This window comes from Microvirga pakistanensis (genome assembly GCF_004458765.1).
Classification (GTDB): Bacteria; Pseudomonadota; Alphaproteobacteria; order Rhizobiales; family Beijerinckiaceae; genus Microvirga; species Microvirga pakistanensis.
This window is the reverse complement of sequence record NZ_SPJX01000117.1, coordinates 1-25,473: the sequence shown is the minus strand read 5'-3', so window position 1 is coordinate 25,473 and position 25,473 is coordinate 1. Positions and strand designations below refer to the sequence as shown.

29 protein-coding genes are annotated in these 25,473 nt (G+C 66.9%); 15 read left to right on the top strand and 14 right to left on the bottom strand.

What is annotated here, in order from left to right:
- The first annotated feature begins 80 nt into the window (after positions 1 to 80).
- Together E4K09_RS04255 and E4K09_RS04250 are read left to right on the top strand one after the other, a co-directional pair.
- A complete protein-coding gene (locus tag E4K09_RS04255) occupies positions 81 to 434 on the top strand; it encodes a hypothetical protein (RefSeq protein WP_134495416.1) in 354 nt (117 codons plus the stop codon).
- Between the two features lie 131 nt (positions 435 to 565).
- Positions 566 to 730: a DUF3309 family protein gene (locus E4K09_RS04250; RefSeq protein WP_134495414.1), complete on the top strand. Its 165-nt coding sequence runs from the start codon at positions 566 to 568 to the stop codon at positions 728 to 730.
- A gap of 37 nt (positions 731 to 767) precedes the next feature.
- Here E4K09_RS04250 and E4K09_RS28780 read toward each other — a convergent pair whose 3' ends face one another.
- Complete coding sequence (locus E4K09_RS28780) at positions 768 to 941, bottom strand: hypothetical protein (RefSeq protein WP_166802146.1); 174 nt, start codon at positions 939 to 941, stop codon at positions 768 to 770.
- 143 nt (positions 942 to 1,084) lie between these two features.
- On the opposite strand from E4K09_RS28780, the gene E4K09_RS04245 reads away from it, so the two are divergent.
- Complete coding sequence (locus E4K09_RS04245; RefSeq protein WP_134495413.1) at positions 1,085 to 1,885, top strand: TrmH family RNA methyltransferase; 801 nt, start codon at positions 1,085 to 1,087, stop codon at positions 1,883 to 1,885.
- A 95-nt stretch (positions 1,886 to 1,980) separates the two neighbouring features.
- Positions 1,981 to 2,979 (top strand): MBL fold metallo-hydrolase, encoded by a 999-nt coding sequence (locus tag E4K09_RS04240; protein WP_134495410.1) that lies wholly within the window; start codon positions 1,981 to 1,983, stop codon positions 2,977 to 2,979.
- Between the two features lie 44 nt (positions 2,980 to 3,023).
- On the opposite strand, the gene cutA is transcribed toward E4K09_RS04240, so the two are convergent.
- Positions 3,024 to 3,347, bottom strand: a complete 324-nt coding sequence (gene cutA, locus E4K09_RS04235) for a divalent-cation tolerance protein CutA (protein ID WP_134495408.1) — start codon at positions 3,345 to 3,347, stop codon at positions 3,024 to 3,026.
- A 51-nt stretch (positions 3,348 to 3,398) separates the two neighbouring features.
- Here cutA and E4K09_RS04230 point away from each other — a divergent pair, with 51 nt between their 5' ends.
- From E4K09_RS04230 to E4K09_RS04220, 3 genes are read left to right on the top strand one after another with little or no spacing between them, the layout of a single operon-like run.
- Positions 3,399 to 4,172, top strand: coding sequence for an NAD kinase (locus E4K09_RS04230; protein ID WP_134495406.1), 774 nt, complete (start codon positions 3,399 to 3,401; stop codon positions 4,170 to 4,172).
- Positions 4,173 to 4,225: 53 nt separating this feature from the next.
- On the top strand, positions 4,226 to 4,705 hold the full coding sequence (locus tag E4K09_RS04225) for a MaoC family dehydratase (protein WP_134495404.1): 480 nt from the start codon (positions 4,226 to 4,228) through the stop codon (positions 4,703 to 4,705).
- Entirely contained in the window at positions 4,705 to 5,577 is an 873-nt protein-coding gene (locus E4K09_RS04220; RefSeq protein WP_134495403.1) for an HpcH/HpaI aldolase/citrate lyase family protein, read from the top strand. The genes E4K09_RS04225 and E4K09_RS04220 overlap by 1 nt, the downstream gene beginning before the upstream one ends.
- Here E4K09_RS04220 and E4K09_RS04215 read toward each other — a convergent pair.
- Positions 5,574 to 6,182: a flavin reductase family protein gene (locus tag E4K09_RS04215; protein ID WP_134495401.1), complete on the bottom strand. Its 609-nt coding sequence runs from the start codon at positions 6,180 to 6,182 to the stop codon at positions 5,574 to 5,576. The two genes, E4K09_RS04220 and E4K09_RS04215, sit on opposite strands and share 4 nt — an antisense overlap.
- Positions 6,183 to 6,186: 4 nt before the next feature.
- Positions 6,187 to 6,750 (bottom strand): nitroreductase family protein, encoded by a 564-nt coding sequence (locus tag E4K09_RS04210; RefSeq protein ID WP_134495399.1) that lies wholly within the window; start codon positions 6,748 to 6,750, stop codon positions 6,187 to 6,189.
- A gap of 2,675 nt (positions 6,751 to 9,425) precedes the next feature.
- Between E4K09_RS04210 and E4K09_RS04200 the strand changes: the two genes are divergently transcribed.
- A complete protein-coding gene (locus E4K09_RS04200) occupies positions 9,426 to 10,367 on the top strand; it encodes a hypothetical protein (protein WP_134495395.1) in 942 nt (313 codons plus the stop codon).
- Positions 10,368 to 10,499: 132 nt separating this feature from the next.
- Complete coding sequence (locus E4K09_RS30100; protein WP_244610352.1) at positions 10,500 to 11,873, top strand: CBS domain-containing protein; 1,374 nt, start codon at positions 10,500 to 10,502, stop codon at positions 11,871 to 11,873.
- 290 nt (positions 11,874 to 12,163) lie between these two features.
- Here E4K09_RS30100 and thrS read toward each other — a convergent pair whose 3' ends face one another.
- The 3 genes from thrS to E4K09_RS04175 all read right to left on the bottom strand — a co-directional run bounded on the left by thrS (position 12,164) and on the right by E4K09_RS04175 (position 15,041).
- Positions 12,164 to 14,176, bottom strand: a complete 2,013-nt coding sequence (gene thrS / locus E4K09_RS04185; protein ID WP_134495393.1) for a threonine--tRNA ligase — start codon at positions 14,174 to 14,176, stop codon at positions 12,164 to 12,166.
- 77 nt (positions 14,177 to 14,253) lie between these two features.
- Positions 14,254 to 14,595 (bottom strand): membrane protein insertion efficiency factor YidD, encoded by a 342-nt coding sequence (yidD, locus tag E4K09_RS04180; protein ID WP_134495392.1) that lies wholly within the window; start codon positions 14,593 to 14,595, stop codon positions 14,254 to 14,256.
- The gene (locus tag E4K09_RS04175) at positions 14,595 to 15,041 is read right to left on the bottom strand and encodes an iron-sulfur cluster assembly scaffold protein (protein ID WP_134495390.1); all 447 of its coding nucleotides are present in this window, start codon (positions 15,039 to 15,041) and stop codon (positions 14,595 to 14,597) included. Before E4K09_RS04175 ends, yidD begins: the two co-directional genes overlap by 1 nt.
- Positions 15,042 to 15,216: 175 nt before the next feature.
- Between E4K09_RS04175 and folE the strand changes: the two genes are divergently transcribed.
- The 4 genes from folE to E4K09_RS04155 all read left to right on the top strand — a co-directional run bounded on the left by folE (position 15,217) and on the right by E4K09_RS04155 (position 18,642).
- The gene (gene folE, locus E4K09_RS04170; RefSeq protein ID WP_134495388.1) at positions 15,217 to 15,852 is read left to right on the top strand and encodes a GTP cyclohydrolase I FolE; all 636 of its coding nucleotides are present in this window, start codon (positions 15,217 to 15,219) and stop codon (positions 15,850 to 15,852) included.
- 31 nt (positions 15,853 to 15,883) lie between these two features.
- On the top strand, positions 15,884 to 16,300 hold the full coding sequence (gene hisI, locus E4K09_RS04165) for a phosphoribosyl-AMP cyclohydrolase (RefSeq protein ID WP_134495386.1): 417 nt from the start codon (positions 15,884 to 15,886) through the stop codon (positions 16,298 to 16,300).
- 81 nt (positions 16,301 to 16,381) lie between these two features.
- Entirely contained in the window at positions 16,382 to 17,557 is a 1,176-nt protein-coding gene (locus tag E4K09_RS04160; protein ID WP_134495384.1) for an MFS transporter, read from the top strand.
- A gap of 74 nt (positions 17,558 to 17,631) precedes the next feature.
- On the top strand, positions 17,632 to 18,642 hold the full coding sequence (locus E4K09_RS04155) for a patatin-like phospholipase family protein (protein ID WP_134495382.1): 1,011 nt from the start codon (positions 17,632 to 17,634) through the stop codon (positions 18,640 to 18,642).
- Between the two features lie 11 nt (positions 18,643 to 18,653).
- Here E4K09_RS04155 and E4K09_RS04150 read toward each other — a convergent pair whose 3' ends face one another.
- Together E4K09_RS04150 and E4K09_RS04145 are read right to left on the bottom strand one after the other, a co-directional pair.
- Complete coding sequence (locus tag E4K09_RS04150) at positions 18,654 to 19,085, bottom strand: CBS domain-containing protein (protein ID WP_134495380.1); 432 nt, start codon at positions 19,083 to 19,085, stop codon at positions 18,654 to 18,656.
- 131 nt (positions 19,086 to 19,216) lie between these two features.
- Entirely contained in the window at positions 19,217 to 20,050 is an 834-nt protein-coding gene (locus E4K09_RS04145; RefSeq protein ID WP_134495378.1) for a rhomboid family intramembrane serine protease, read from the bottom strand.
- A gap of 279 nt (positions 20,051 to 20,329) precedes the next feature.
- On the opposite strand from E4K09_RS04145, the gene E4K09_RS04140 reads away from it, so the two are divergent.
- Positions 20,330 to 21,013 (top strand): transglutaminase-like cysteine peptidase, encoded by a 684-nt coding sequence (locus E4K09_RS04140; protein ID WP_134495428.1) that lies wholly within the window; start codon positions 20,330 to 20,332, stop codon positions 21,011 to 21,013.
- A gap of 57 nt (positions 21,014 to 21,070) precedes the next feature.
- Here the strand turns inward: E4K09_RS04140 and E4K09_RS04135 are convergent, their stop codons facing one another.
- From E4K09_RS04135 to cysE, 3 genes are all read right to left on the bottom strand, one after another.
- The gene (locus tag E4K09_RS04135) at positions 21,071 to 21,601 is read right to left on the bottom strand and encodes a gamma carbonic anhydrase family protein (RefSeq protein ID WP_134495376.1); all 531 of its coding nucleotides are present in this window, start codon (positions 21,599 to 21,601) and stop codon (positions 21,071 to 21,073) included.
- 58 nt (positions 21,602 to 21,659) lie between these two features.
- Positions 21,660 to 21,857 carry a DUF3126 family protein gene (locus E4K09_RS04130; protein WP_201752112.1) on the bottom strand — a complete coding sequence of 66 codons (198 nt, stop codon included), beginning with the start codon at positions 21,855 to 21,857 and terminating at the stop codon, positions 21,660 to 21,662.
- Positions 21,858 to 21,968: 111 nt separating this feature from the next.
- The gene (gene cysE / locus E4K09_RS04125) at positions 21,969 to 22,805 is read right to left on the bottom strand and encodes a serine O-acetyltransferase (protein ID WP_134495372.1); all 837 of its coding nucleotides are present in this window, start codon (positions 22,803 to 22,805) and stop codon (positions 21,969 to 21,971) included.
- 77 nt (positions 22,806 to 22,882) lie between these two features.
- Here cysE and E4K09_RS04120 point away from each other — a divergent pair, with 77 nt between their 5' ends.
- Complete coding sequence (locus tag E4K09_RS04120; RefSeq protein ID WP_134495370.1) at positions 22,883 to 23,683, top strand: enoyl-CoA hydratase; 801 nt, start codon at positions 22,883 to 22,885, stop codon at positions 23,681 to 23,683.
- A 4-nt stretch (positions 23,684 to 23,687) separates the two neighbouring features.
- On the opposite strand, the gene E4K09_RS04115 is transcribed toward E4K09_RS04120, so the two are convergent.
- Positions 23,688 to 24,173, bottom strand: coding sequence for a class I SAM-dependent methyltransferase (locus E4K09_RS04115; RefSeq protein WP_134495368.1), 486 nt, complete (start codon positions 24,171 to 24,173; stop codon positions 23,688 to 23,690).
- 77 nt (positions 24,174 to 24,250) lie between these two features.
- Positions 24,251 to 25,015, bottom strand: coding sequence for an alpha/beta fold hydrolase (locus E4K09_RS04110; RefSeq protein WP_134495426.1), 765 nt, complete (start codon positions 25,013 to 25,015; stop codon positions 24,251 to 24,253).
- Between the last annotated feature and the right edge of the window lie 458 nt (positions 25,016 to 25,473).

Below are 25,473 nucleotides of genomic sequence, written 5' to 3'. Positions count from 1 at the left end.
AAACCGTCATCAAAACTTCACTGTAACGGGTTTGTGGCACCTGCTATCGAGCGGCCGCCAGATCACAGGAGACAATGGCTGTGGCCACAGATCGACAGACCAACCTTCAAGGCCGGCTTGCAGATACCGAGAAAGCCGTCAGGAGAGGTAAGAAGCTCGAGAAAACGCTTCTCAAGATCATTGCTCAGAGCGAGCCCGCCTCCGGCGCGGAAGAGTTCCTCAAGTCCGTTCGGCTGGGCGTGAAGACCCTGAAAAAGGATGCCAAGGCCATCGAGCAGGCCCTCTCGCCCACCAAGAAGAAAGCACGCCGCGCTGAACAGACGCCTTCCCGCTCCGACACCTCAGCGGACGGCCCGAAGCCCCCTGTGAAGCGCTCCCGCAGGAAGCGGGTGGATGGTGAAGCGCTCCCCGAGGCGAGCGCACCCGAGGCATAGTTTCGCCTGCCACCGGACCCAGCATCGGCCGCGATGCCGCGTTCTGTCATCTCACTGTCACGAGAGGGCGGGATTCTCGATCCTGCCAAGTGAAGGCGGGGCGACGGGACACATGCCGAGAGAACAGTGACATGCATGTCGGCATCGGATCCGCCCTGCTGATCATCACTCTCCTGCTCGCGGTCGGTGCCCTTCCAACCTGGCCCTACAGCCGGAGCTGGGACTACGGGCCAAGCAGCAGTTTCATGCTCGTCAGCCTGTTCACGTTGCTCCTGGTTATGACCGGCCGCCTTTAGAAGACTACCGCGAAGCCTCGCAAGTTCGCCTGGATCGTCAACGGACCCTTTCCTTGCCCCAGTTCTCGTGCGCGCCCTGCTCCGACGCCTCGCGCTCGACCCGGTTCAGCTTGTTGCGGCGATTGGCGAAGACGAGCATGAAGAGGCCCATCAGCAGCGGCCCGCCTACGATCACGAGGGCCCAAACCCATCCGTCTGCAATATCGAACATCCTCAATCTCCTCGATGCAGGCCGCGCCATGCGACCCTGCCGATCCTTGGAAGGCTAACCGGGAGCGAAAGTCGTTGTTCCGCCCCGGTCGCTGCCATAGGACAAGGCGGGCCGCCAGAGCGTGCCGGACGTGAAGGACAGCCATGCCGATCGCCATTGCCGACCCCGACGATCCGCGGATCGAACCCTATCGCGCCGTGCGCGAGCGGGACCTGGTGGGACGCCAGCATCGCTTCGTCGCCGAGGGCGAGGTCGTCCTGCGGGTGCTGCTGAAGCAGCGACGCTTCGAGATCGAGTCCTGTCTGCTGGCCGAGAATCGCCTGGAGGGCCTGGGCGACGCCCTCCAGGCCCTGCCCCGGGACGTGCCGGTCTACACCGCCAACCGCCGGGTCATGGATGCCATCGTGGGGTTTCCGATCCATCGCGGGGTTCTGGCGATCGCCCGCCGCGCGCCGCTCCCACCCGTGGAGGACTTCCTGGCCGGGTTGCCCCAGGACGCCCTCGTGGTCGGCCTCGTCGGACTGGCGAACCACGACAATGTGGGAGGCATCTTCCGCAACGCCGCCGCCTTCGGAGCGCAGGGCGTGCTGCTCGATCCGGAGAGCTGCGACCCGCTCTACCGGAAGGCGGTTCGCGTCTCCGTCGGAGGCGTTCTCGTGGTGCCCTTCACCCGGGCCGCGTCCGCCGATGCCATGGTGCAGGCTCTCGCGGCGGCCTCCTTCGACATTCTCGCCTTGTCCCCCTCCGGAAGGGAGCTTCTTTCGCAGGTCAAGCCCACGCGCCGCATGGCGCTCCTGCTCGGGGCCGAAGGTCCCGGCCTGCCCGCGGATCTGCTCGCCCGCACCCGCACCGTGTCCATCCCCATGAGCAGCGGCTTCGATTCGCTGAACGTCGCCACGACCAGCGGCATCGCCCTGCATCACCTGACCTCGCAGCGCTCGTGAGCGCCCCGTCCCGCTCGCTGAGATGTGAAGGGCCGCTCCCTTGCCCGGGAGCTTGGCCGTTCTAGGCTCATGGCGTCGATCTCGGGAGGACACAGATGACCATCACACGCCGTACCGTTCTGGCCGGTACCGCCCTTGCCGCCGCTCCTGTCGGAGGATCCGCCGCCTTGGCCCAGACCAACACCGCGACGCCCAGTGCCTCCGCGTCGCCCACCACGGCAGGGTCGCGCCAAGCCCCCGGCTTCTACCGCTACAAGGTCGGCGACATCGAAGTGACGGCCATCAACGACGGCTTCGCGCGCCGCCCCCTGGAGGGATTCGTCAGCAACGCCGAACTCAAGGACGTTCAGGCGGCCATGCAGGAGGCCTTCCTGCCGTCCGACGCCCTGCCGATCACCTTCAACACCCTCGTCCTGAGCCAGGGCGACCGGCTGACCCTCATCGATACGGGCAACGGCGACATGGGCGCGCCGACCTCCGGCCGGTGGATGGAGAATTTCCGCGCCGCCGGCTTCGATCCCGCGCAGGTCGACACGGTGGTGATCAGCCATTTCCACGGGGACCACATCAACGGCCTTCGCCTGAAAGACGGCACGGCCGTGTTCGCCAACGCGGAGATCATGGTGCCGGAAGCCGAGTGGGCCTTCTGGATGGACGATGCCCGCATGAACCAGGCCCCCGAGGGGATGAAGGGGGCTTTCCAGGGCGTGCGCCGGGTGTTCGGCCCCATGGCTCAGACCGTCAAGCGCTATGCGGCGGACAAGGAGATCGTGCCCGGCCTCACGAGCATCGCCGCTCCCGGCCATACGCCGGGCCACACGGCCTATATGCTCTCCTCGGGCTCCGGCAAGCTGATGGTCATGTCGGATATCACGAATCATCCGGCCCTGTTCGTGCGCCATCCGGAATGGTCGGCCGTCTTCGACATGGACGCGGACCAGGCGCGCGCCACCCGCCGCCGCATGCTCGACATGGCGGCCTCCGAGCGGGCGCAGGTCGCGTTCTATCACGCGCCCTTCCCGGCCACCGGCCATATCGCCAAGGAGGGCACCGGCTATCGCTTCGTGCCCGTCCAGTGGAACCCGGCCGTCTGAGGCCTTCGCCGGGCGGGTCTGGCTCCACGCAGGTGGAAACAGCCCTAGCCGCCCGGCGTCTCCGCGACGAGCCAGTCCAGGGTGGCCGTATCGGCCTCTGAGGGTTCGATGAAGAAGATCGCCGGCGTCTCGTAGGGATGCCGGTCCTTCAGGGCCTCGTGAACCCGCTTCTGAAGGCTCCTGCGGGTCTTGAGAATCCCGACCGCCTCCTCGCCGCGCTCGACGGCTCCCTTCCAGGCATAGACCGAGCGCATCCCCGGCAGAACGTTGATGCAGGCGATCAGTCCATCGCGAACCAGGCTTTCCCCGATCGCGAGAGCGGTGTCCACATCGGGAAAGGTCGTATAGACGAGAAGTGGGCGTTCCATGGTATGCCTGTGCGTCCGAGCTCCGTTCAGGAGCGGCGAGGGTATCTGGGCATGGCCCGTCGGTTCAACAAGATTGCTTTCGTGGCCAGCGCCGCGCCTGACGCGCAGAGTGCGCTCCAGGCTTTGATGAACGGGTACGAGCACGTCGCCCCCGAGGATGCGGACGTGATCGTGGCTCTGGGCGGCGACGGCCTGATGCTACAGACGCTCCACGCCACCATGGGCACGTCCAAACCCATCTACGGCATGAACAAGGGCACGGTCGGCTTCCTGATGAACGAGTTCCGGGCAGACGACCTCTTCGAGCGCCTGGAGAGCGCGGAGCGCAGCGTCGTTCACCCGCTTCTCATGGTCGCCTGGGACATCCATGGCGTGGCGCACACGGCCCGCGCCATCAACGAGGTCTCGATGCTGCGCCAGACCTACCAGGCGGGGAAACTGCGCGTGAGCATCGATAGCCGCGTGCGCATCACCGAATTGATTGCCGACGGCATTCTCGTCGCCACCCCGGCCGGGTCGACCGCCTACAACCTGTCGGTCGGCGGGCCGATCCTTCCGCTGAACTCGCCTCTCCTGGCGCTGACGCCGATCTCCGCCTTCCGCCCCCGCCGCTGGCGCGGCGCGCTGCTGCCGGACTACGCCAGGATCGAGATCGAGGTTCTCGAACCCGAGAACCGCCCGGTGAGCGCCGTGGCCGACCACACGGAGTTCCGCAACGTGTCCCGGGTGCACGTATCCATGGACAGGAGCGTCGATCTCGTGATGCTGCACGATCCCGGGCACAGCCTGGATGAGCGCATTCTGCGGGAGCAGTTCGGCTATTGATTTCGAAGAGGCATGAGCAACATGCCCCTGCCGGCACAAGGAGGACGATGGCAATGAACGACGAGAACAGGCACCCGCGCGGCGGCCTCTATTTCGAGGATTTCGTGGTCGGCGCCGTCATCAGGCACCGTCTGACCCGCACGGTGACGCAGATGGACAACATGCTGTTCTCCAACATGACGCTGAACCCGCAGCCGCTCCACATCGACGCGCATTTCTGCGCCACCGAGACGGAATGGGGCCAGCCGCTCATGAACTCCCTGTTCACCCTCGGATTGATGATCGGCATCTCCGTCAACGACACGACGGTGGGCACGACCATCGCCAATCTCGGCATGACCGACGTGAGGTTTCCCGCGCCGCTCTTCGAGGGCGACACCGTCAGCGCGACGACGGAGATCGCCGACAAGCGCGAATCGAAATCGCGGCCGAACGCGGGCATCGTCGAGTTCATCCACCGGGCCTACAAGCAGGACGGCACCCTCGTGGCGGAATGCCGCCGCCAAGCCTTCATGCGCAAGAGGAACGCCTGATGCGCTCGCTTCTGTTCGTTCCCGGCGACAGCCCGAAGAAGCTCGAGAAGGCGCTCGCCTCGGGAGCCGATGTCCTGCTCATCGACCTGGAGGATTCCGTCGATCTGACTGCAAAGCAGGAAGCGCGGCGCGTCACGGCGGGCTTCATCGCGGAACATCGCGCCGAGCCTGAGCGCCCGCGCCTCTTCGTGCGCGTGAACGGGCTCACGACGGGCCTGATCGATGCCGACCTCGACGGGGTCATGACGGCCGCGCCCGACGGAATCGTTCTGCCGAAGAGCGTGGGCGGCGCGGATGTGGCGCATCTGGGCGCGAAGCTCGCCGTGCGCGAAGCGGAGTTCGGCCTCGGCGACGGGATGACCCGCATTCTGGCCATCGCGACGGAAAACGCCGCCGGAATCTTCGCGCTCGGCACCTATGGCGGCGCGAGCCACCGGCTCATGGGGCTCACCTGGGGCGGCGAGGATCTCTCCGCCGATCTCGGCGCGGAAACCAACCGCGACCAGGGGGGCGCCTACACCGATCCCTATCGCCTCGCCCGTTCGCTCACGCTGTTCGGCGCGGCCGCGGCGGGCATCGACGCCATCGATTCCGTCTTCACGAATTTCCGCGACATGGAGGGCTTGGCCGCGGAGTGCCGCGCTGCCCGCCGCGACGGCTTCGTGGCCAAGATGGCGATCCATCCGGCGCAGGTGCCGGTGATCAACGAGGCCTTCACGCCCTCCCCCGAGGCCGTGGCTCGGGCGCAGGCGGTCATCGAGGCCTTCCGGGCCAATCCGGGCGCAGGCGTCGTCGGAGTCAACGGGGAGATGCTCGACCGCCCGCATCTCGTGCGGGCGGAGCGGCTCCTGAGGCGGGCTGGGCAGCTCTAACCGCCCGGCCGCGTCATCGCGAACCTCGTCTCCGGCGTCGCGACGAAGTAGTCGCGGTAGCCCGAGCGGGCGATCGGGCGCATCGCCGCCGTGTCGACCAATCCGTCCACAATGTACCGGTCGTCGATATGGATCCCGACCACCTGGCCGATCACCAGATGATAGGACGGATCGCCCCCGCCGAGCGGCGCCAGCGGCACGGTCTGCAGCCACCTGCATTCGAGCGCTGCGAGAGCCTTCGCCACGCGCGGCGGCTTCACGAGACGCGAGGGCGCGGCTTCGAGGCCCGCATGCTCCATCTCGTTCTCGCCACGCGACAGAACGGCCGAGGTCGCGTTCATCGGCTCGCGCAGGTCGTAGGTGGCGAGGTTGCAGACGAATTCCTTCGTTTCCTCGATGAAGGTGAGCGCATCCTTCCTGCCCGCCGAGGAGAACGCCACCATCGGTGGGCGCTCGGAGACCGCGTTGAAGAAGGAATAGGGCGAGAGATTGATCTCGCCCTTCTGGCTCATGGCCGTGATCCAGCCGATCGGGCGGGGCGTCACGAGGGCCTTGAAGGGGTCGTGCGGCAGGCCGTGAGCGTTGGTCGACGTCTCATAGAACATGGCGTCAAAACCGCGTCACGATGTCGGCGAGGTTCGGGCGGTCGCGGTCGGTGGGTTTCTCCCGGGCGGTGCCGATATGGACGAAGCCCGCGATGCGCTCGTTCGGCGCCAGCCCCAGCGCGTCGAGCACGCGGCGGTCGAAGCAGGCCCAGCCCGACAGCCAGGAGGCGCCGTAGCCCAGGGCCGTCGCCGCATTCAGCAGGTTCATGCACACGGCTCCGGCGGACAGCACCTGCTCCCATTCGGGGATCTTCACGTGGGGCACGACGCGGGACACCACCGCCACGACGAGCGGAGCCTGCGAGAACCGCTCCCGTTCGGCCGCGATCTTGTCCGCGTCGGCGTCCGGGTTGTCCGCCTGGAACGCCCTGACGAGCACCTCGCCCAGCCGCCCGCGAGCCTCGCCCTCGATCAGGATGAAGCGCCAGGGCACCAGCTTGCCATGGTCCGGCACCCGGGCGGCGGCGGTCAGCAGGGTGTCGATCTCCTGGGCACTCGGCCCCGGCTCTCCCAGCCAGCGCGGCGGCACGGAACGGCGGCTCAGAAGGCGGGAAAGGCTGTCATTCATGGGATCTTCATCCAACCTGAATAATATGGAACAATGTCCGCGAACGCCCCTGGCGAGCCGCGCGGACGGTTGAGGCCTGCCTTGGTCTTGCCGTCTTGCTGCGGTTGAGAACACGGGCGTTCCAGGACGCGACCCGTTGCAGGTCACAAGCGGCGACGGATGTATAGGGGGAGTGCGGTGATACGCCAAGCAGCTTTCCGTCCGGTGGCAGGCCCGGGTGGCTCGCCCAGGATGAAGGTCTCGCCTGCGCGCAGCGCCGCTTGAAACGCATGCAGACATCCTTGCCCGGATCCGACGGTCCCATCTCGCCCCTGGCCTGGTCCAGGCGCCAGGTGCTTCTGGCCCTCGGCCTCATCCTGACGGCCTGGGCCCTGGCGGCCGCCATTTGGCCGCTGACCGGCTCCGTGGTGCCGTGGGATTCCAAGAACCAGTTCTACCCCACCCTGCGCTATCTCGGAGCGGCGCTCTCGAACGGCGAGCTGCCTCTCTGGAACCCCTATCATTTCGGCGGCCACCCCTCGGCGGCCGATCCGCAATCGCTGCTGTTCACGCCCACCATGCTCCTGTTCGGCTGGCTCGCGCCCGAGCCGTCCATGGAGCTGTTCGACCTGGCGGTCTTCGCCCATTTCCTCCCCGGCGCGCTCGCCTTCATCCCCCTCTTCCGGAGGCGCGGCTGGCATTGGTCGGGCGCGGTGGCGGCCGCGATCGTGTTCATGCTCGGCGGGTCGGCCAGCGCCCGCCTGCAGCATACGGGCATGATCCTCAGCTACGGCTTCTTCCCCCTGGCCCTCTGGCTTCTCGAAGAGGCCCTGGACCGGCGCTCCTACCGCTACGGCGCGCTCTTCGCCGTCACCGCCACCGTGATGGTGATCGGGCGCGATCAGGTCGCTTTCCTGTGCGCCCTGACCCTGGTCGGCGCGGCTGCGCATCGGATCTGGTCGGCCCCCCGGCCGCTGGCATATCTGCGCTCGCGGATCGCGCTTCTCGCCGGCATGGCCGTGATCGGCGGCGCGCTGCTGGCGGTTCCCGTCGTCCTGACGATGCAGTTCCTCGCCACCTCGACGCGGCCCTCCTTCGGCTATGGCGTCGCCGCCATGGGCTCCCTGCCCCCGGAAAGCCTTGCCACGATCCTGTTCGCCAACATCTTCGGCTCGCTGCGCTGGACCTACGATTACTGGGGCCCGGACTGGCACAGCCTCGCCGAAGGCACCTGGACGGACCGGGCCACGAACTACCTGTTCATCGGCACGATCCCGGCCCTGTTCCTCCTCTGGCACGGAATCGCCGGCGGCAGGCTTTTCGCGCGCGAGTTCCGCTTCTTCCTGGGGGTCGGCTTGCTGGCGCTGTTCTACGCGCTCGGCCGCTACAGCCCCGGCTTCGAGGCGATCTTCGATCATATGCCGGGCGTGAACCTCTATCGCCGCCCGGCGGACGCCACCTTCCTGCTCAACATCGCGCTGGCCTTCTCGTCGGGTTATCTCGTCCATCGCTACACGGTCGAGGGAATGCCGAGCTGGAGCAGGGCCGCCCTCGGCCGGCTCCGGGTCGCGCTGCCGGCGCTCGCGGTCGCGCTCGTGATCGCCGCCATCGCCAGCGGCGTCGCCTTCGCGGTCAAGGGCGGCCATGTCTCCTCCTCCCTGGCGGAGGCCGGAGGCGGTCTGCTCGCGGCGGCCCTCGTCATGGGGCTCGTGGCCGGCCTGGGTGGCAGCGCCTATCGGCGGGAGGCCCTCGCCGCCGCTCTCGTAGTTCTCACCGGTGCCGAGCTCATCGGCCGCCATGCGGCCTCGGCGCTCAATGCCGAACCGGCCGAGCGCTACACCGTGTTCACCAAGCTGCCGCCGGAGCAGCTGCAGGGCCTTCAGATCCTCAAGCGCGAGCTCGCGGAGCGCCACAAGCAGGGGGAATATCCCCGCGTGGAGATCCTTGGGCTGGCGGGCTCCTGGCAGAATGCCTCCATGGTTCTCGAGATCGAGGACATCATCGGCTACAATCCCCTGCGGCTCGCCGATTACGAGCGCGCCATCGGGCCCGGAGAGAATGCCGAGGACCCGAACCTGCGCCGGTTCCCGGCGTCGTTCCGGGGCTACGAATGCGAGCTCGCGGGCCTGCTCGGGCTCGACTACCTGGTCCTCGACCGCCCGGTCCAGAAGCTGCCCCGCCATTTTCCCCGCCTGGCGGATGCGGAGGTGGTCTACGGAACCGGCAAGATGTGGATCTACCGCCTCAACACCAAAGGACGGCGCGCCTACATGGCCCATCACGTGCAGGCGGTGGATTCGGAGGCGGTGGTCGGGGCCGACGAATTGCCCGATTTCGACCGCGAGACGGAAGCGCTGATCGACCAGGAGAGCATGCCCCTGCTCACGGCCCGTTACGCCCCTGNCGTCACCCTGGAGGTCGAGACCGCGGAGCACGGCGTCCTCGTGCTGCACGACATCTATTATCCGGGCTGGGAGGCCCGGGTCGACGGCGCGCGCCGGCCGGTGCTTCGCGCCAATCTGCTGTTCCGTGGCGTGGAGGTGCCGGCAGGCACGCATCGCGTCGAATTCACCTTCCGGCCTCTCTCCTTCGAGAATTTGGTTGCAGCGGCTTCCGATCTCGTGGAAACCGAGGATGCGCCGATCCAGACCGCTATCGCCGCTCCGGTGCGGTAGCGGGATTTTCGAATTGGTTTGATGATCACGTTCCTGACCCCTCGCCTTTCGACCCTCGGCCTTCTGGCGTGTCTGACGGCCTCTGCCGCTTCGGCCCAGAGCCTGACCCAGCCCCTCGGCGTGCCGCCTCAGCCCTTCGGCCAGCCGTCGTCCCCCGGCGTGCCCTCGCTCTCCCAGACCCCTCCGCCTCCGGTCGCCCTGAAGCAGGTCTCGGTCGGCACGGGCGCCGTCTTCTCGGGGAGCAACGAGCCGATCCGCTCCGGCCTGGTCTGGCGCGTTTTCGAGGATCGCGGCGACAGTTCCCAGCCGACCATCGTCGCCCGCTCCAGCAGCCCCGCGCCGAGCTTCATTCTGGCGCCGGGCAACTACATCGTGCACGTGACCTATGGCTTCGCCAGCGCCTCGAAGCGCATCAGCGTCCAGTCCGGCAACCTGAACGAGCGCCTCGTGGTCAGCGCGGGCGCGCTCAGGCTCAAAGGCGCCGTCGGCGAGACCCCGATTCCGCTCGGCCGCGTGACCTTCGCGGTCTACGTGCCCGAGGCCCAGAACTCGGAAGGCAAGCTCGTCATCGCCAACGCCAAGCCGAACGAAATCATCCGCCTGCCGGAGGGCACCTACCACGTGGTGTCCACCTTCGGGGACGCCAACGCCATCATGCGCAGCGACCTGAAGGTGGAGGCCGGCAAGGTGACGGAAGCGACCCTCAACCACCGCGCCGCCACCGTGACGCTCAAGCTCGTGGCCTCGGCGGGCGGCGAGGCTTTCGCCGGAACGGCCTTCAGCGTGCTGACCCCCGGCGGCGACGTGATCCGCGAAGCCATCGGGGCGTTCCCGTCCGTGACGCTCGCGGAAGGCGAATACGTTCTGATCGCCCGTCACGAAGGCAAGGTCTACACGAAGGACTTCAAGGTCGAGAGCGGTCTCGACCGGGACATCGAAGTTCTCGTGACCCCCAATCCCTGAACCTTTTTCACCCTCGCGGCATTGACCGGGCACATTCGGTCGCGCCGGGCATGCGCTCGAAGGTCTCGCGCATCGCGCCGATTCCGCTCCCGGTTTCCATGCCGGGGCGCGACCTTGCGAGGGATGAAGCTCATGAAGATTTCAGACATCATGACCCGCAACGTGCGCGTGGTCTCGCCCGACAAGACCATCCAGGAAGCCGCGCGGCTGATGGACGAGATGAATGTCGGCGTGCTGCCCGTCTGCGACGGGCGTCGCCTGCGCGGCATGATCACCGACCGGGACATCACCGTCCGGGCAACGGCGGCAGGCCTGCCGCCCGACACGACCCGTGTGCGCGACGTCATGTCGGACAATGTGTGGTGGTGCTTCGACGACGACGATGTCGGCCACATCGTGCAGTTGATGAGCGATCACCAGATCCGCCGCCTGCCCGTGGTCGATCACGACAAGCACCTCGTCGGCATCGTCGCCCTGGGCGATCTCGCGACCGACAGCGAGGGCGATGCGTCCCGCGCCCTGCGCCGCATCTCGACGCCGTCGGAGCCCGACCGCACGGGCACGCCGACATCGGCCCGCGCCGACCAGACCCGCAGCGGCGGGCAGGCCCGGCTGAGCGGCGACGAGCGGCGGGAGCTGGAGCGGCGTCTGGGGCAGGAGGGCGACGATTGGCGCCATCGCCCACATGACTACCGTGAGGGCGGTTCTCGGGGGCAGGCCGACCAGGCCCGCGGCGGGCGCGACCAGTTCCGCTTCCGCGAGGAGGACGACGTGCGCGCGGCCTTCGGCAGCTTCGGCTATCCGGGCCAGGAAGGCGCGCGCAACGCACGAATGCAGGGCGGCTTCGGGGGCGACGGCTATCAGAGCTACGGCGACGAATACGCCGGCCCTGGCTCCGCCGGGCGCGGCTATCGCCCGAAGCGCTATGGCGCCTCCACCATCACGGGCGAGCGTGCGCGCCCCGGCGACGACAGCAGCGAGGACGACCGCCGCATGCAGGATCGCGAGCGCACCTGGAGCCTCGTGAACGAGCGGCGCGATCACAGCAATTACGGCATGGGGCCCGGCAACACCCGCTTCGGCAACGACGCCACGGCAAGCCGCGGTGAAGTGCGCCGCGAGGATCATCGCGGCCGCGGGCCTCGCAACTACCAGCGCTCGGACGACCGCATCCGCGAGGACGTGAGCGAGCGCCTCGGCGACGATGTGCGCGTCGATGCGTCGGAGATCGAGGTGACGGTCCAGAACCGCGAGGTCACCCTCACGGGCACCGTGCGCGACCGGAACGAGAAGCGCTGGGCCGAGGACATCGCCGAATCCGTGTCGGGCGTCACGCATGTGCAGAACAACCTGCGCGTCGGCCAGCGGCAGGGCGAGCACGCGACCGGCACGGAGGCCGGCGACGCTGTCGCGATGAGCGGCAATCCCGGCAGCGGCACCGCCGGCACCACCACCGGAACGGCGCCCGGCGGCCGCGCGAGCGGGCGTCAGCGGCAGACGACGTGACAAACGGCTCTATCCGCTGAGAGCGAACGGATCTTCCCTCCCCCTTGCGGGGAGGGATCGAGGGCGGGGTTGGGAAAGCCAGGGCGCTGCGCGATTTCCAGACAGCATGAAGGCTGCTCCAGCACATCCCTCTCTTGGGCAGGAGAGGTGAAACCGCGCTGCACTCGTAAGGCTTTCACCTGGTCGCACCACCCCTGCCCCTCCCCACAAGGGGGAGGGAAAGGGCGTCAAACAAAAAGGCGGCGCCTGCCTTTGAGAAGCGCCGCCTTCGTCATCGAACCAATCGTTTCTTACGCCACCGTGCGGGCGACCACGTGATGGCCGTCGAGCGTGGCGTGGCCTTCCGGCTCCGACACGGCCTTGGCGGCGCTCCTGCGGTCCGGTGTGACGGCCTCCGCCGCGAGCGCCTTCAAGGCGTCGTCGAGGGACATGGTCTGCTGGTTGGGGCTTCCCAAGCGGCGGATCGACACGGTGCGCTCGGCCGCCTCCTTGCGGCCGACCACGAGCAGCACCGGCACCTTCACCAGGGAATGCTCGCGGACCTTGTAGTTGATCTTCTCGTTGCGAAGATCGGCCTCGACGCGCAGGCCCGCGGCTTCGGCGGCCCTCACCACCTCCATGGCGTATTCGTCGCCCTCGGACGTGATGGTGGCGACGACCGCCTGCACGGGCGCGAGCCAGAGCGGGAAGTGACCGGCGAAGTGCTCGATCAGGATGCCGGTGAAGCGCTCCATGGAGCCGCAGATCGCGCGGTGCACCATGACGGGGGTCTTCTTCTGGCCGTCCTGGTCGACGTAGAACGCGCCGAACCGCTCCGGCAGGTTGAAGTCCACCTGCGTGGTGCCGCATTGCCAGTCGCGGCCGATGGCGTCGCGCAGCACGTACTCGAATTTCGGCCCGTAGAACGCGCCCTCGCCGGGGTTGATCGCAGTCTTGATGCGCCCGCCCGATTGCTCCTCGATCTGCTTGAGAACGCGGGTCATCACCTCTTCGGCGTGATCCCACATCTCGTCCGTGCCGACGCGCTTCTCGGGCCTCGTCGAGAGCTTCACGACGATCTCGTCGAAGCCGAAATCGGCGTAGGTCGACAGGATCAGGTCGTTGATCTTCAGGCATTCCTCGGCGAGCTGATCCTCCGTGCAGAAGATGTGCGCGTCGTCCTGCGTGAAGCCGCGCACGCGCATGAGCCCGTGCAGCGCGCCCGACGGCTCGTAGCGGTGCACGTTGCCGAACTCGGCGAGGCGCAGCGGCAGGTCCCGATACGACTTGAGGCCGTGCTTGAAGATCTGCACGTGGCCCGGGCAGTTCATCGGCTTGATGGCGAAGACACGATCGTCCTCGGTCTGTGTCGCGAACATGTTCTCGCGATACCAGCCCCAGTGGCCCGAGGTCTCCCACAGGGCCTTGTCGAGGATCTGCGGAGCGTTCACTTCCTGATAAGTGCCCTTCAGGCGGCGGCGCATGTAGGAGATCAGCTCCTGGAACACCGTCCAGCCCTTCGGGTGCCAGAAGACGACGCCTGGCCCCTCCTCCTGGAAGTGGAACAGGTCCATCTCGCGGCCCAGGCGGCGGTGGTCGCGCTTCTCGGCCTCCTCGAGCTGCCGGATATAGGTGTCGAGGTCTTCCTGGGAGGCCCAGGCGGTGGCGTAGATGCGGGTGAGCATCGCGTTGTTCGAATCACCCCGCCAGTAGGCGCCCGCCACCTTCATGAGCTTGAAGGCGTTGCCGATCTTGCCCGTGGAGGTCATGTGCGGACCACGGCAGAGATCGAACCAGTCGCCCTGGAAATAGATCTTGAGATCCTGGCCCTCGGGGATCGCGTCGACGAGCTCGACCTTGTAGGTCTCGCCCTTCTCCTTGAAGACCTGGCGGGCCTTGTCGCGGCTCCACACCTCCTTCGTGAAGGGTTTGTCGCGCGCGATGATCTCGCGCATCTTCGCCTCGATGGCCGGGAAGTCCTCCGGGGTGAAGGGCTCGTTGCGGGCGAAGTCGTAATAGAAGCCGTTCTCGATCACCGGACCGATGGTCACCTGCGTGCCCGGAAAAAGCTCCTGCACCGCTTCCGCGAGCACGTGCGCGCAATCGTGCCGGATCAGCTCCAGCGCGCGCGGATCCTCCCGGTTGAGGAATTCGATCTTGGCGTCCCGGGCGATGGGGTCGGCGAGGTCGGTCACCGTGCCGTCGAGCGCCATCGCAACCGTGCGCTTGGCCAAGGACTTGGCAATGCCCTCCACGATCTCGCGGCCGGTGGTGCCGGGGGCATATTGGCGCTGGGCGCCGTCGGGAAATGTCAGGGTGATCATCGTCGTTCTGTCTCCTGGCTCACTCCTGCCAACGGAGCAGGTAAGCGGGGGCCGGCGGTTTGTTGGAATGGCCAGGATCAGTCGCCGCCGGGTTCGACCGAGTCGCAGGTGATCGCAGAGGTGTTTTCCGGCGCGTTCACGCCTCGCCAGCGACCATAGGCCCAGGGCTTATACCAGCCCGAGCCGTCGGGCAATGTTTCGGGAACCAGGTCGATCCCGTGCGTGCCGAAGGGGCCGCAGCGGCAGATGCGGGCGAAGCCCATCCAGCCTCCGGCCCAGAAGCCGTGCTTCTGGATCGCCTCGTCCGTGTACTCGGAGCAGGACGGCAGATGCCGGCACTGGCGGCCGACGAGGCCGGAGAGGCTGAGCTGATAGCCCCGGATCGCCCAATGGGCCGCCCGCTGGACCGGGCTTTGCATCACGCCTCGCCCCGGGCCCGGCGCGCCTCGATCTGATCGAGGGCGTCCACCACCGCATCGAAGGTGAGAAGAATCGACGCATGGCGGGCCTTGTACTCCCGCAGGGGTTCGAGGACCTTGAGGTCCTCCCACTTGCCCTGCGGCGGCACGCCCCCGGCCTTGAGCAGGCGGGTCGCCGCCTCCCGCACCTGCCGCAGCTCCTCGGCCGTCGAGCCGATCACGTGCCGGCCCATGATGGCGGAGGAGGCCTGGCCCAGGGCACAGGCCTTCACGTCGTGAGCGAAGGCCGTCACGACCCCGTCATCGAGCTTTATGTCAACTGTCACGGTCGAGCCGCAAAGCTTGGAGCGCGCCGTCGCCGACGCGTCCGGCTCGGGCAACCGTCCGAGACAGGGAATATTAGCCGCAAGCTCGAGGATGCGGCGGCTGTAGATATCGTTTAGCATTCCAGTGTATGAGGCTTCCGATTGGGAATGTGCTCCGCACACATATATGCATATATAGGGATCATGACCGAACTCCGCGACGGGGCTGCGTGTTGGCTTAAGACGGGAGACGGGAGTGCGAACGCCGGAAGTACCCCTGCTTCCAGATGTTTCCAAATCAAGAAAGAGGCTCCACGTGAGTGATGTGGTTAAGTCCCTGTCTCCGCGCCTGATTCCAGCCGCCGACAAGTCCAAAGAACGTCCGTCCCGAGAGGAAGCCGAAGCCGCCGTGCGCACCCTGATCCGCTGGGCGGGCGACGATCCGCAGCGGGAAGGTCTGCTCGAAACCCCAAAGCGCGTGGCAAAGGCCTTCAAGGAATTCTATTCCGGCTACGCGGACGACCCGAAGGACGTCCTGAACAAGATCTTCGCCGAAGTCGAAGGCTACGACGACATCGTCCTCGTGCGCGACATCCCCTTCTATTCCCATTGCGAGCACCACATGGTGCCGTTCTACGGCATGGCGCACATCGCCTATTACCCGACGAAGGGCGTGGTGGGATTGTCCAAGCTCGCGCGCCTGGTGGAGGTCTATGCCCGCCGCCTCCAGACCCAGGAGACCATGACGTCGCAGATCGCGACGGCCATGGAGCAGGCGCTCGAACCCCGGGGCGTGGCGGTGATGATCGAGGCGGAGCACATGTGCATGTCCATGCGTGGGGTGCAGAAGGCCGGCGCCATGACGCTCACGACGCAGTTCACCGGCGTCTTCAAGGAGGACCCCACCGAGCAGGTCCGCTTCCTCACGCTCGTGAGACACGGTAAGGCTTGAGGCGACCCCTCACCTCCCCCCAGAGACTTCCATGTGCGCGTCCTGCTCCAGCTCCTTCCCGCCCCCCGGCCCCAAGGCCGATCTCGAGGAAGGCACCGCCCTCACCCCGCGCTTCAACGCGGACGGGCTCGTCACCTGCGTCACGACGGACGCGGCAACCGGCGACCTGCTGATGGTCGCGCACATGAACGCGGAGGCTCTCGCCAGGACCCTCGAGACCGGCGAGGCCTGGTATTGGTCGCGCTCGCGCGGGGAGCTCTGGCACAAGGGCGCCACGAGCGGACAGATCCAGACCGTCGTCGAGATCCGGATCGATTGCGACCAGGACGCCCTGTGGCTCAAGGTGAACGTGGCGGGCGACGGCGGCTGCTGTCACACGGGGCGCCGCTCCTGCTTCTACCGCAGGGTCGACATGGCGGACGGAAAGCCGGGCCTCGTGGAGGCCTGAGGGCCACCCTCGCACGAATGCGAGTCTGCCATCCGCCTTCGGCGGGTTCCAAATCAGCTCCTGGGCGTTAAAAGCCAGGGCATGACACGACGCGATCTTCTTCCGGCCCGCGCAGCCGCCAGCGCGACTTTCTTCGGCAATGGCTTCGGCATCGGAATCTGGGCGGCCCAGCTGCCTCGGTTCAAGGCTGCCCTCGGCCTCTCAGACGGACAGCTCAGCCTCGGGCTGCTCGCCTTCTCCATCGGCGCGGTGGCGCTCATGCCCATCGTCGGCTGGGCGGTCACCATCGTCGGCAGCCGGCTTGCGACCATCGCGGCCGCCTTCGCCTTCACGGTCACCCTCCTCCTGATCGGGCTCGCGCCGTCCCTGGGCCTTTTCATCGCCGCCTCGCTCCTGGCCGGCGCCTGCAACGGCACCCTGGACATCTCCATGAACACCAATGCCACCGTGGTGGAGAAAGCCTGGGGCTCGGCGATCATGTCCTCGTTCCACGCCTTTTTCAGCCTCGGCGGCCTGGCGGGCGCGGCCCTCTCCGGGCTGCTGATCGGCTTCGGGCTGTCGATTTTCGAGACCCTGCTGGTGGCCTGCCTCGGCCTGGGCGCGCTCTTTCTCGCCGCCGCCTTCGGGATGATGGAGGATCCGAAACGGGCCCGGGACAGGGAGGGCCATGGCTTCGCCTGGCCCCGCGGCCCCGTCGCGGTCGTCGCCGTGCTGGCGATGTTCTGCTTCATCGTCGAAGGCGCCATGGTCGACTGGTCGGCCATCTATCTGCAGACCGTGGCCGGCGCGGACCTGCAGGCGGCGGTCACGGGTTTCGCCGCCTTCTCCCTGGCCATGACCATCTGCCGCTTCCTGGGTGATGCGGTCGTGCGTGCGCTCGGCCGCCCGCGAACGGTGCAGCTCGGCGGCATCCTGGCGGCCTCCGGATTGGCCCTCGCGATCCTTGTGCCGCAACCGATTCCGGCCACGATCGGATTTGCCCTGGTGGGCTTCGGCCTCGCCAACCTCGTGCCGGTTCTCTTCAGCACGGCCGCCCAGATCCCCGGCGTCGCGCCGAGCGCGGGCGTCGCGATGGTCGCGACCCTCGGCTATGGGGGCTACCTCCTGGGCCCGCCGATGATCGGATTCGGCGGCGACCTGTTCGGCCTGCGCGCGATGCTGGGCGTGCTGATCCTGTTCTCGGTCACCATCATCATCTTGTCGCACCGGGCCCTGCGCCCCTCTACTGTTCAGTTTTCGGCAACGCGACCTAAGTGAAACTAGAGGGCAGCATTCATCCGGCCGTCACGACCCTGGCGCGAGGATGAGACGAGTGGCCTTGGAGTTGAGCGATGTTGTGGGACGGAATTGCCCGGCGCAGTGCCGGAGCAGGGGGCGGCGGGGGTGTCGAGGAGATCAGGCAGCCGGCGGAGCGCGCCCCGCGTGCGAAGGTGAGGATCGGCCTGGCGCTCGGCGGCGGCGCGGCGCGGGGCTGGTCCCATATCGGGGTGCTGCGGGTTCTCGAGGAGGCGGGCATCGTCCCGGACGTGATCGCCGGATGCTCCATCGGAGCGGTGGTCGGCGGCTGCTACGCCGCAGGCAAGCTCGACGAGCTCGAGGCCTTCGCCCTGTCGCTGACCAAGCGCCGGGTCATGGGCCTGCTCGATTTCCACTTCAGCGGTGCGGGCCTGATCGCGGGCGGCCGCCTGCAGCGGCTCCTCGACCAGGATCTCGTGGACCGTCGGGTCGAGACCCTCCCGATCAAGTTCTGCACCATCGCCACCGAGCTCACGAGCGGCCACGAAATCTGGCTGACGCGGGGGCCCCTCGTCCAGGCGATGCGGGCGTCCTATGCCCTTCCGGGCGTGTTCGACCCCGTTCTCGTGGGCGGGCGCTGGCTCATGGACGGGGCGCTGGTGAACCCCATCCCGATCACGGCCGCCCGGGCCCTGGGGGCGGATCTCGTGCTCTGCGTGAACCTCAACGGCGAGGTGCGCGTGCGGGGAACGGTGATCCAGTCCTACGACACCGAGACGAGCGACCAGAAGGAGATCGAAGAGGTGATCGAGGAAGCGCCCCGCAAATGGGCTCTCTTCTCGGGAGCGCGCGCCGACAGGATCCGCAAGCCGAATGCCCCGGGCATGGCCACCGTGATGGTCGACGCCTTCAACATCACCCAGGATCGCATCGCCCGCTCGCGCCTCGCGGGCGATCCGCCCGACGTGATGATCGCGCCGAAGCTCGCGAAGATGGGCCTGTTCGAGTTCCACCGCGCTCAGGAATGCATCGCCCTGGGACGGCAGGCCACGGAGCGCGCCCTGCCGGATGTCCTGGAGCTGCTTCAGGAAACGCAGGAGACCTGATCGGTCCCCGGTCAGGCGGTGGCGATGTATTCCTTGATCGCCTGGCTCTCCGCCTCGATCTCGCCGACGCGCTGCTTCACCACGTCGCCGATGGAGATGATGCCGACGAGCTGCCCCGCCTCGACGACGGGAACGTGCCGGAACTTCTGCTGCGTCATCAGTTCCATCAGCTCGTTGACGGAACTCCGGCCCGAGCAGGTAACGACCTGTCCGGTCATGAAGCGCGACACCGGCTCGCCCAGGGCCTGCGCGCCCTGCGTGGCAACGGCCCGCACGATGTCCCGCTCGGAGAGAATGCCCGCGACCGGCTGCCTGCCATCGATCACGACGAGAGCACCGATCCTCCGCTCGGAGAGGATCCGGGCCGCCTCGCTCAAGGAGCGGTCGGCTTCGATGGAGACGACATTGCGTCCTTTCAGCGAAAGGATCTGATCGACATTCATGTTTTCCCTCCCGTTGGGCGGAGCGAAGACCACGGCGCCTTCGCACGCGCTGGCTGAGACGAGCGATCTCCCGCGTACGGGAAATCACCTTGCGTCAGTTGGAAGGATGATCGGCTCAAACCAAGGCGCTTTCAAGCCGAGAGGCGGCGTCCTTGAGCCGGCAGAGGATCGATCCAGGGAAAAACGACAAGCCCCACAAGGAAGCCGCCCACATGCGCCTCCCAGGCGATGGTGCCCTCGCCGACGCCGATGGGCTGGGCGAAGGCGAACAGGTAGTTGGTGGCGAACCAGACTCCCAGAAAGATCAGGAACGGCCGGTTGCGGACGAGGTCGCCAAGACCCTGACGGGGCCTCTCATGGGGTTCGGTGAGGCGTCCTTCCCAATGCCAGGTCGCGGGCGCGAACATGAACCAGGCCGCGGCCGCCATGAGGCCGGACACCGCCCCCGAGGCACCGACCAGCGGAAACACCTGCATCGGGTTCATGGCCACGTAGAGCACCGCGCCGCCGACGGCCGAGAGGGCGGAAAGCAGGAGGAACCGCCCCGCCCCGCAGCGCCGGGCGATCGGCGTGCCGAAGGCCGCGAGCCAGATGCCGTTGATGAGCACATGGGTCCAGGAGCCGTGAAGCAGCGCGTAGGTCAGCGCCGTCCAGGGTCGCCCCTCGCCGTCGCCGAGGACGTACTGGGCGAAGGCCGCGATCGGCTCCAGGGAATCCTCCGACGCGCCCTCCTGGAGCATCCTTACGATCTCCCGGCTCTCGACGCCGCCATAGGCCACGGACCAGCGGGCGGGAATCACCGCCCAGTCGATCACCGTCTGGAAGTCGGCCTCTTCGGACAGGAAGACCATGCGGAAGGCATGAAACGCCACCAGAGCGAGAATGCTGGCGGTCACGACCACGGGCAGATTGAAGACGGGTTCGCGAACACGGGGCTGGCGCAAGGTCATGGACAACTTTTTCATGGGCTGGCAGCATGAGGGGAATCGGGCTGGCAGCGGCGGCGATCCTTCCACTTAAGCCCTGTCTTTGGCCTGCTGTGCAAGCAAAACCAAGTGCTTAGCTTGACCTTGCCCCGAGCATGAGGAAGGCTTTCCTCAACGCCGCCGGAACCTCCACATTTTTGTTAACCATAAAGGAACCGCATCCGGGCGCGACGCGTTAACTCACCTTTTACTTTCCGCTTGAGCCCGAAATTCAACCATGTCAGTTTGGTTAAAAGAACATTAACCGGCTGGTGGGGCATGCGGCAGGAATATTTCAAAAACGGCTTGTTCAGCGGATTGATCGAAAAATTTTCCGTTTCCGACACGTTCATCAAAGCAGCTCTCGCCTCGCTTCTCATGATTTTTGCCGGGCACACGACCCAGGCCCAGACCCTGGCTGCCCTTCCGGTCGCCAGCAACCCGATCGAGAGCATGGGCGCCGCCAAGCCGCTTATGGCTTGGCTCAAGTTCTGCGACAGCAATCCGGCCGAGTGCGCCGTCAACGTGAACGAGCCTGAAACGGTCGAGCTGACCCCCCAGGTCTGGAAGACGATCGTGTCGGTCAACCAGCGCGTGAACGCCACCGTCAAGGCGGTGACGGACGCCGACCATTGGGGTGTCGTCGACATCTGGGACTTCGCCGAGGACGGCCGCGGCGACTGCGAGGACTTCCAGCTCCTGAAGCGCCGCATTCTCGCCGAGAGCGGCCTGCCCCGCCGCGCCATGCGCATGACCGTCGTGATCGACGAGCTCGGCGAAGGCCATGCGGTGCTCGTGGTGCGCACCAATCGCGGCGACTACGTGCTCGACAACAAGACCTCGTCGGTTCTGCCCTGGAGCCGCACCGGCTACGTCTACATCAAGCGCGAAAGCCAGAATCAGGTGGGCTGGGTGTCGCTGGGCGGCATTGCCACCTCGCCGACCACCACCGCGAATCGCTAGAAGTACGCCGGCACACGGACGGCCGGCTCCCATTCTCCGGATTCCTCATGAGGCGGGTCAGTCGATCCGCCTCATTCCGTTCGCGAAGCGCTTCCAGTTCGCCACATAGTTCCGCGCCGAAAGGCGCAGCGTCTCCACCGCAGCCTCGTCGAGCGCGCGGATCGCCTCGGCCGGGGCGCCGACGATCAGGGAATTGTCGGGAAATTCCTTGCCCTCCGTGACCAGCGCATTGGCCCCCACGAGGCAGTTCCGGCCGATGCGCGCATGGTTGAGCACGGTGGCTCCCATGCCGATGAGCGAGTTCTCGCCGATGGTGCAGCCATGCAGGATGGCCCGGTGCCCGATGGTGCAGCCCGGGCCCACGGTGAGGGGCGCGCCCATATCCGTATGGAGCACCGCCCCTTCCTGGATGTTGCTGCCCGGGCCGATGTCGATCAGCTCATTGTCGCCGCGCAGCACGGCGCCGAACCAGATGCCCACGTCGGCCCCGAGCCTCACCTTGCCGATCACATGGGCATCCGGAGCGATCCAGAAACGTCCCTCCTCGGGAAGGACGGGAGCAACATCGTCGAGGCTATAGACGGGCATCGCCGGGTCCAACATGAAAGCGGCAGAACCCGGGGGATTCTGCCGCGAATGGTGCCGCTCAGTCCTCGAGATCCGTATCGAGGATCGCCATGGTGAAGTTGAAGGAGCGGTCGCCGTCCTCGTCGTCGACGAAGAGCACGCCGACGAATTCCTCACCAATGTAAACTTCCGCCGAGTCGGTTTTCTTCGGGCGGCCGACCACCCGGATCGAGTGGTTCGCAAAGGTCTGGCGCAGGTAGCGCTCGACTTTCGCCATCTCCGATTTGTCCACTACAGGTCCTTTCTCACATTGTTCCGGCTTCAGCCATTGCCACGGCGGGCCAACGCGGGCAAGCGACGTTGGGTTCTCGAAAACCCCTTCTCCCCGTCAGATCCCCTCCGCCTCGGAGAGAAAGTGGTCCATGGCGCGGGCGGGCTCCTCGCACCCGGCCGTTCCCACCACCTTGGCCGGAACGCCCGCCACGGTCGCATTGTGGGGCACGGGCTTGAGAACCACGGAGCCGGCGGCGATTCTCGCGCAATGGCCCACTTCGATATTGCCCAGGATCTTGGCTCCGGCCCCGATCAGCACGCCGTGCCGGATCTTCGGGTGGCGGTCGCCCCGCTCCTTGCCGGTGCCGCCGAGGGTCACGTCCTGGAGCATGGAGACGTTGTCCTCGATGATTGCGGTCGCGCCGACCACCAGCCCCGTGGCGTGATCGAGGAAGATGCCGCGCCCGATCCGGGCGGCCGGATGGATATCGGTCTGGAACGTCTCCGAGGAGCGGCTCTGGAGATAGAGCGCGAAATCCTGCCGTCCGTGGCTCCAGAGCCAATGGGCGAGCCGATGCGTCTGAATGGCGTGGAAGCCCTTGAAGTAGAGCACGGGCTCCAGGGCGCGGGTCACGACCGGGTCGCGGTCGAGCACGGCGCTGATATCGGCGCGGAACGCCTGGCCGATGCTCCGGTCCTGCTCCACCGCCTCGAGGAAAACCTGCTCGATGATGTCGGCCGGCAGGGCCGCATGGCCGAGCCGCGACGCGACGCGGTGGATCACCGCCGCCTCCAGGCTCGGCTGATGCAGGATGGCGCTCAGCACGAACCCCGCCAGGGCAGGCTCGTCCTGGACGATGGCTTCGGCCTCGGACCGGAGACGGTTCCAGATCGGGTCGACCTTGCCGGCGATAAAATCCGGGTTCCCGGACTTCAAGCGGGTCTGCGTCATGATAATCTCCTGCCGGCACCAGCTCCAAAGAGCATACATAAGAAGCTCCCGCCCCTTACCATAGATCACCGGACGCCATGAACGCCTCTTTTTCGCCGAGCAGCTCCAAGCTCAACGCATCGGTCGACGGCCCCGTCGCGACCATCGCCATCCACAATCCAGCCAAGCGCAATGCCCTCGACCTCGACATGTGGAGAGCCCTGCCGGGCCTCGTCGCGAGCCTGGACCGGGACGAGCGGGTGCGCGTGATCGTGCTGCGGGGCGAAGGACAGGAATCCTTTGCGTCCGGCGCCGACATCGCGGAGTTCGAGACGGTGCGGGCCGATGCCGAGGGCGGGCGGGCCTACGAGGCGATCAACGAGGCCGCCTTCTGGGCCGTGGCCCATTGCTCGAAACCGGTGATCGCCATGATCCGCGGCTTCTGCCTCGGCGGCGGTTTCGGGCTCGCGCTCTCCTGCGATCTGCGCATCGCCTCCGAGAATGCCGTCTTCGGCATTCCCGCCGCGCGGCTCGGGATCGGCTACCCTCCGGGCGCCATGAGGCTGGTGACCGCCGCGCTCGGCGCGCCGGCGGCCAAGGACCTGTTCTATACGGCGCGGCGCATCGGAGCCGAGGAAGCGCAGCGCCTCGGCGTGGTTCAGCGCGTGGTGCCAGACGATGCCCTGGAGGAAACCACCCTCGCGCTCGCCCGGGACATCGCCGGTAACGCGCCTCTCACGATCCGCGCCGCGAAGGCCGCAATCGACGCGGCCATGGGCCTCGCGCATCCCGGCGCCGATCCGGCGGCGCTCGCCGACCAATGCTTCGACAGCGCGGACGCGGTGGAAGGCCGCACCGCCTTCCTCGAAAAGCGCAAGCCCGTCTTCACCGGACGCTGAACGGTTAGCGCCGGTAGACGAAGTAACGTCCCTCGGCCACGCCGGTCCGAGACGAGATGTCCGTGCAGGACGGACAATCGAATGCGCGATCGGCGATGATCATGCCGCCCGGTTGCAGGAGTGTTTCGAGCAGCGGCGACAGGCGTTTCGCGAGCGCGCGATTGGCCTCCTCGTCGCCGGTGCCGATGTCGCTGTGAATCAGCGCCGCCGAGCCCGCGCCGAAACGCTCCGTGAAGAGCGGCAGGGTCTCGAAGATGTCGCCGACGATCAGATAGCCGTCCGGTGGAATGCAATCGGGATGAGCGGCGGGCGAGCGCTCGAACACGTAGATCTCGCGTCCCGGCAAGCGGCTTCGTAAGTGATCGTAGGTGCGTCCGTTGCCGAGGCCGAGTTCGAGCACGAGGCCCTGCGCAGAGATTTCGCGGCTCGCCCAATCCAGAAGATCGCGCTGTGCCGTCAGGCGCCGTATGACGCTGTCGAGTCGTGTCATCGTATTTCCTTGTGGGGGAGGAAATGGTCGAAGACAGCTCCAAGTCAACGGAGAGGGGGAACGGCACAACGCTTCATTCACGGCCTGCGGGCAAGAAACTCCAGCACCCCCTGCTTGTGAACCTTGTCGCCCACGGCGAGATTGTGGTCGCGGCCCGGAATGTCGAGCGCGGTGGCGTTCGGCATCAGCTTCACGAGCTCCGGTCCCGAGCCCGCCACGTCGTCGCTGGTGCCGACGGCGACGAGCGTCGGCAGCGTGATCGACGCCACCTCCTCCTTCGTGAGCGCCTGGCGCGAACCGCGAATGCAGGCGGCCAGCGCCTTGAGGTCGCTTCTGGTCTGCTCGGCGAAGGCACGGAACATGCGCTGCATGGGGTCGGTCAGCTCGTCGAGGGAGCGCACCTCCATGGCGTCCGCGATGCCGAGCGGAAGACCGACGCCGTCGACGAGATGAATGCCGAGGCCGCCGAGGATGGCGGAGCGCATGCGTTCGGGTGAGGCCAGCGCCATATGGGCCGTGATGCGCGCGCCCATGGAATAGCCCATCACGTCCGCGCGCTCGATGCCGAGATGGTCGAGCAGCCGGCGCGCATCCTCCGCCATGCGATAGGAATCGTAGGCCTCGGGATCGTAGAGCTTCTCGCTCTCCCCGTGCCCGCGATTGTCGAGCGCGATCACGCGATATCCTTCGCGTGTCAGCGTCTTCACCCAGAGCGTGTTGACCCAGTTCACGGCATGGTTCGATGCGAAACCGTGGATGAGCAGGATCGGCTCGCCCTGCCCCTCGTGGGGAGGAACGTCGATATAGGCGATGCTGACGCCATCGGAGTTGAAGTAGCGCATGAACGGACCGGAGGGCTGGTGTCGAATGCGGCGCACCCTAAGCACCCGCCTCCCCAAATACAATCGCCTTGGGATTTCGACACCTCCTTGCCCATCCATCATCGCCACCCGCACCCCTGTCATTGCCGCCCGGAGCGACGGACCTGTGTCATTCCCGGCCGGAGAGGGCGAAGCCCTCGCAGGGGAAGGGAATCCAAAGCGCCGCGCATGGGAGTGGATCCCCTTCCCTCGCCTTCGGCTCGCCGGGGACGACGGGACACCGTCACCCTCGGCATTCCACCGTTGCTCCCGTGCTCCCCATCGTGACCACCTCCCGTCATGGCCGGGCGTGTCGCGGCCATGACGGGCGGGAGGTGGGAACCGGCGGATCAAGCCAAGCGGCTGCAGGCACGGAGCCGCAGGAGGCCGGAGCAGGAGAATGTTCCGTCTTTGTTCTTGACACCCGCCTCAAGCTCGGC

Excerpts from the sequence above, each read along its gene's own strand:
- cysE (WP_134495372.1), bottom strand. The coding sequence starts at position 22,805 with ATGACGCAGACCCGCTTGAAGTCCGGGAACCCGGATTTTATCGCCGGC.
- E4K09_RS04110 (WP_134495426.1), bottom strand. The coding sequence starts at position 25,015 with ATGCGCTACTTCAACTCCGATGGCGTCAGCATCGCCTATATCGACGTT.
- E4K09_RS04240 (WP_134495410.1), top strand. The coding sequence starts at position 1,981 with ATGACCATCACACGCCGTACCGTTCTGGCCGGTACCGCCCTTGCCGCC.
- yidD (WP_134495392.1), bottom strand. The coding sequence starts at position 14,595 with ATGCAAAGCCCGGTCCAGCGGGCGGCCCATTGGGCGATCCGGGGCTAT.
- E4K09_RS04160 (WP_134495384.1), top strand. The coding sequence starts at position 16,382 with ATGACACGACGCGATCTTCTTCCGGCCCGCGCAGCCGCCAGCGCGACT.
- E4K09_RS04120 (WP_134495370.1), top strand. The coding sequence starts at position 22,883 with ATGAACGCCTCTTTTTCGCCGAGCAGCTCCAAGCTCAACGCATCGGTC.
- E4K09_RS04220 (WP_134495403.1), top strand. The coding sequence starts at position 4,705 with ATGCGCTCGCTTCTGTTCGTTCCCGGCGACAGCCCGAAGAAGCTCGAG.
- E4K09_RS04145 (WP_134495378.1), bottom strand. The coding sequence starts at position 20,050 with ATGAAAAAGTTGTCCATGACCTTGCGCCAGCCCCGTGTTCGCGAACCC.
- E4K09_RS28780 (WP_166802146.1), bottom strand. The coding sequence starts at position 941 with ATGTTCGATATTGCAGACGGATGGGTTTGGGCCCTCGTGATCGTAGGC.
- E4K09_RS04175 (WP_134495390.1), bottom strand. The coding sequence starts at position 15,041 with ATGCTAAACGATATCTACAGCCGCCGCATCCTCGAGCTTGCGGCTAAT.
- E4K09_RS04150 (WP_134495380.1), bottom strand. The coding sequence starts at position 19,085 with ATGAATGTCGATCAGATCCTTTCGCTGAAAGGACGCAATGTCGTCTCC.
- E4K09_RS04225 (WP_134495404.1), top strand. The coding sequence starts at position 4,226 with ATGAACGACGAGAACAGGCACCCGCGCGGCGGCCTCTATTTCGAGGAT.
- E4K09_RS04130 (WP_201752112.1), bottom strand. The coding sequence starts at position 21,857 with ATGGCGAAAGTCGAGCGCTACCTGCGCCAGACCTTTGCGAACCACTCG.
- E4K09_RS04155 (WP_134495382.1), top strand. The coding sequence starts at position 17,632 with ATGTTGTGGGACGGAATTGCCCGGCGCAGTGCCGGAGCAGGGGGCGGC.
- E4K09_RS04115 (WP_134495368.1), bottom strand. The coding sequence starts at position 24,173 with ATGACACGACTCGACAGCGTCATACGGCGCCTGACGGCACAGCGCGAT.
- E4K09_RS04200 (WP_134495395.1), top strand. The coding sequence starts at position 9,426 with ATGATCACGTTCCTGACCCCTCGCCTTTCGACCCTCGGCCTTCTGGCG.
- E4K09_RS04245 (WP_134495413.1), top strand. The coding sequence starts at position 1,085 with ATGCCGATCGCCATTGCCGACCCCGACGATCCGCGGATCGAACCCTAT.
- E4K09_RS04215 (WP_134495401.1), bottom strand. The coding sequence starts at position 6,182 with ATGTTCTATGAGACGTCGACCAACGCTCACGGCCTGCCGCACGACCCC.
- E4K09_RS04135 (WP_134495376.1), bottom strand. The coding sequence starts at position 21,601 with ATGCCCGTCTATAGCCTCGACGATGTTGCTCCCGTCCTTCCCGAGGAG.
- E4K09_RS04140 (WP_134495428.1), top strand. The coding sequence starts at position 20,330 with ATGCGGCAGGAATATTTCAAAAACGGCTTGTTCAGCGGATTGATCGAA.
- thrS (WP_134495393.1), bottom strand. The coding sequence starts at position 14,176 with ATGATCACCCTGACATTTCCCGACGGCGCCCAGCGCCAATATGCCCCC.
- E4K09_RS30100 (WP_244610352.1), top strand. The coding sequence starts at position 10,500 with ATGAAGATTTCAGACATCATGACCCGCAACGTGCGCGTGGTCTCGCCC.
- cutA (WP_134495408.1), bottom strand. The coding sequence starts at position 3,347 with ATGGAACGCCCACTTCTCGTCTATACGACCTTTCCCGATGTGGACACC.
- hisI (WP_134495386.1), top strand. The coding sequence starts at position 15,884 with ATGTGCGCGTCCTGCTCCAGCTCCTTCCCGCCCCCCGGCCCCAAGGCC.
- E4K09_RS04210 (WP_134495399.1), bottom strand. The coding sequence starts at position 6,750 with ATGAATGACAGCCTTTCCCGCCTTCTGAGCCGCCGTTCCGTGCCGCCG.
- E4K09_RS04230 (WP_134495406.1), top strand. The coding sequence starts at position 3,399 with ATGGCCCGTCGGTTCAACAAGATTGCTTTCGTGGCCAGCGCCGCGCCT.
- E4K09_RS04250 (WP_134495414.1), top strand. The coding sequence starts at position 566 with ATGCATGTCGGCATCGGATCCGCCCTGCTGATCATCACTCTCCTGCTC.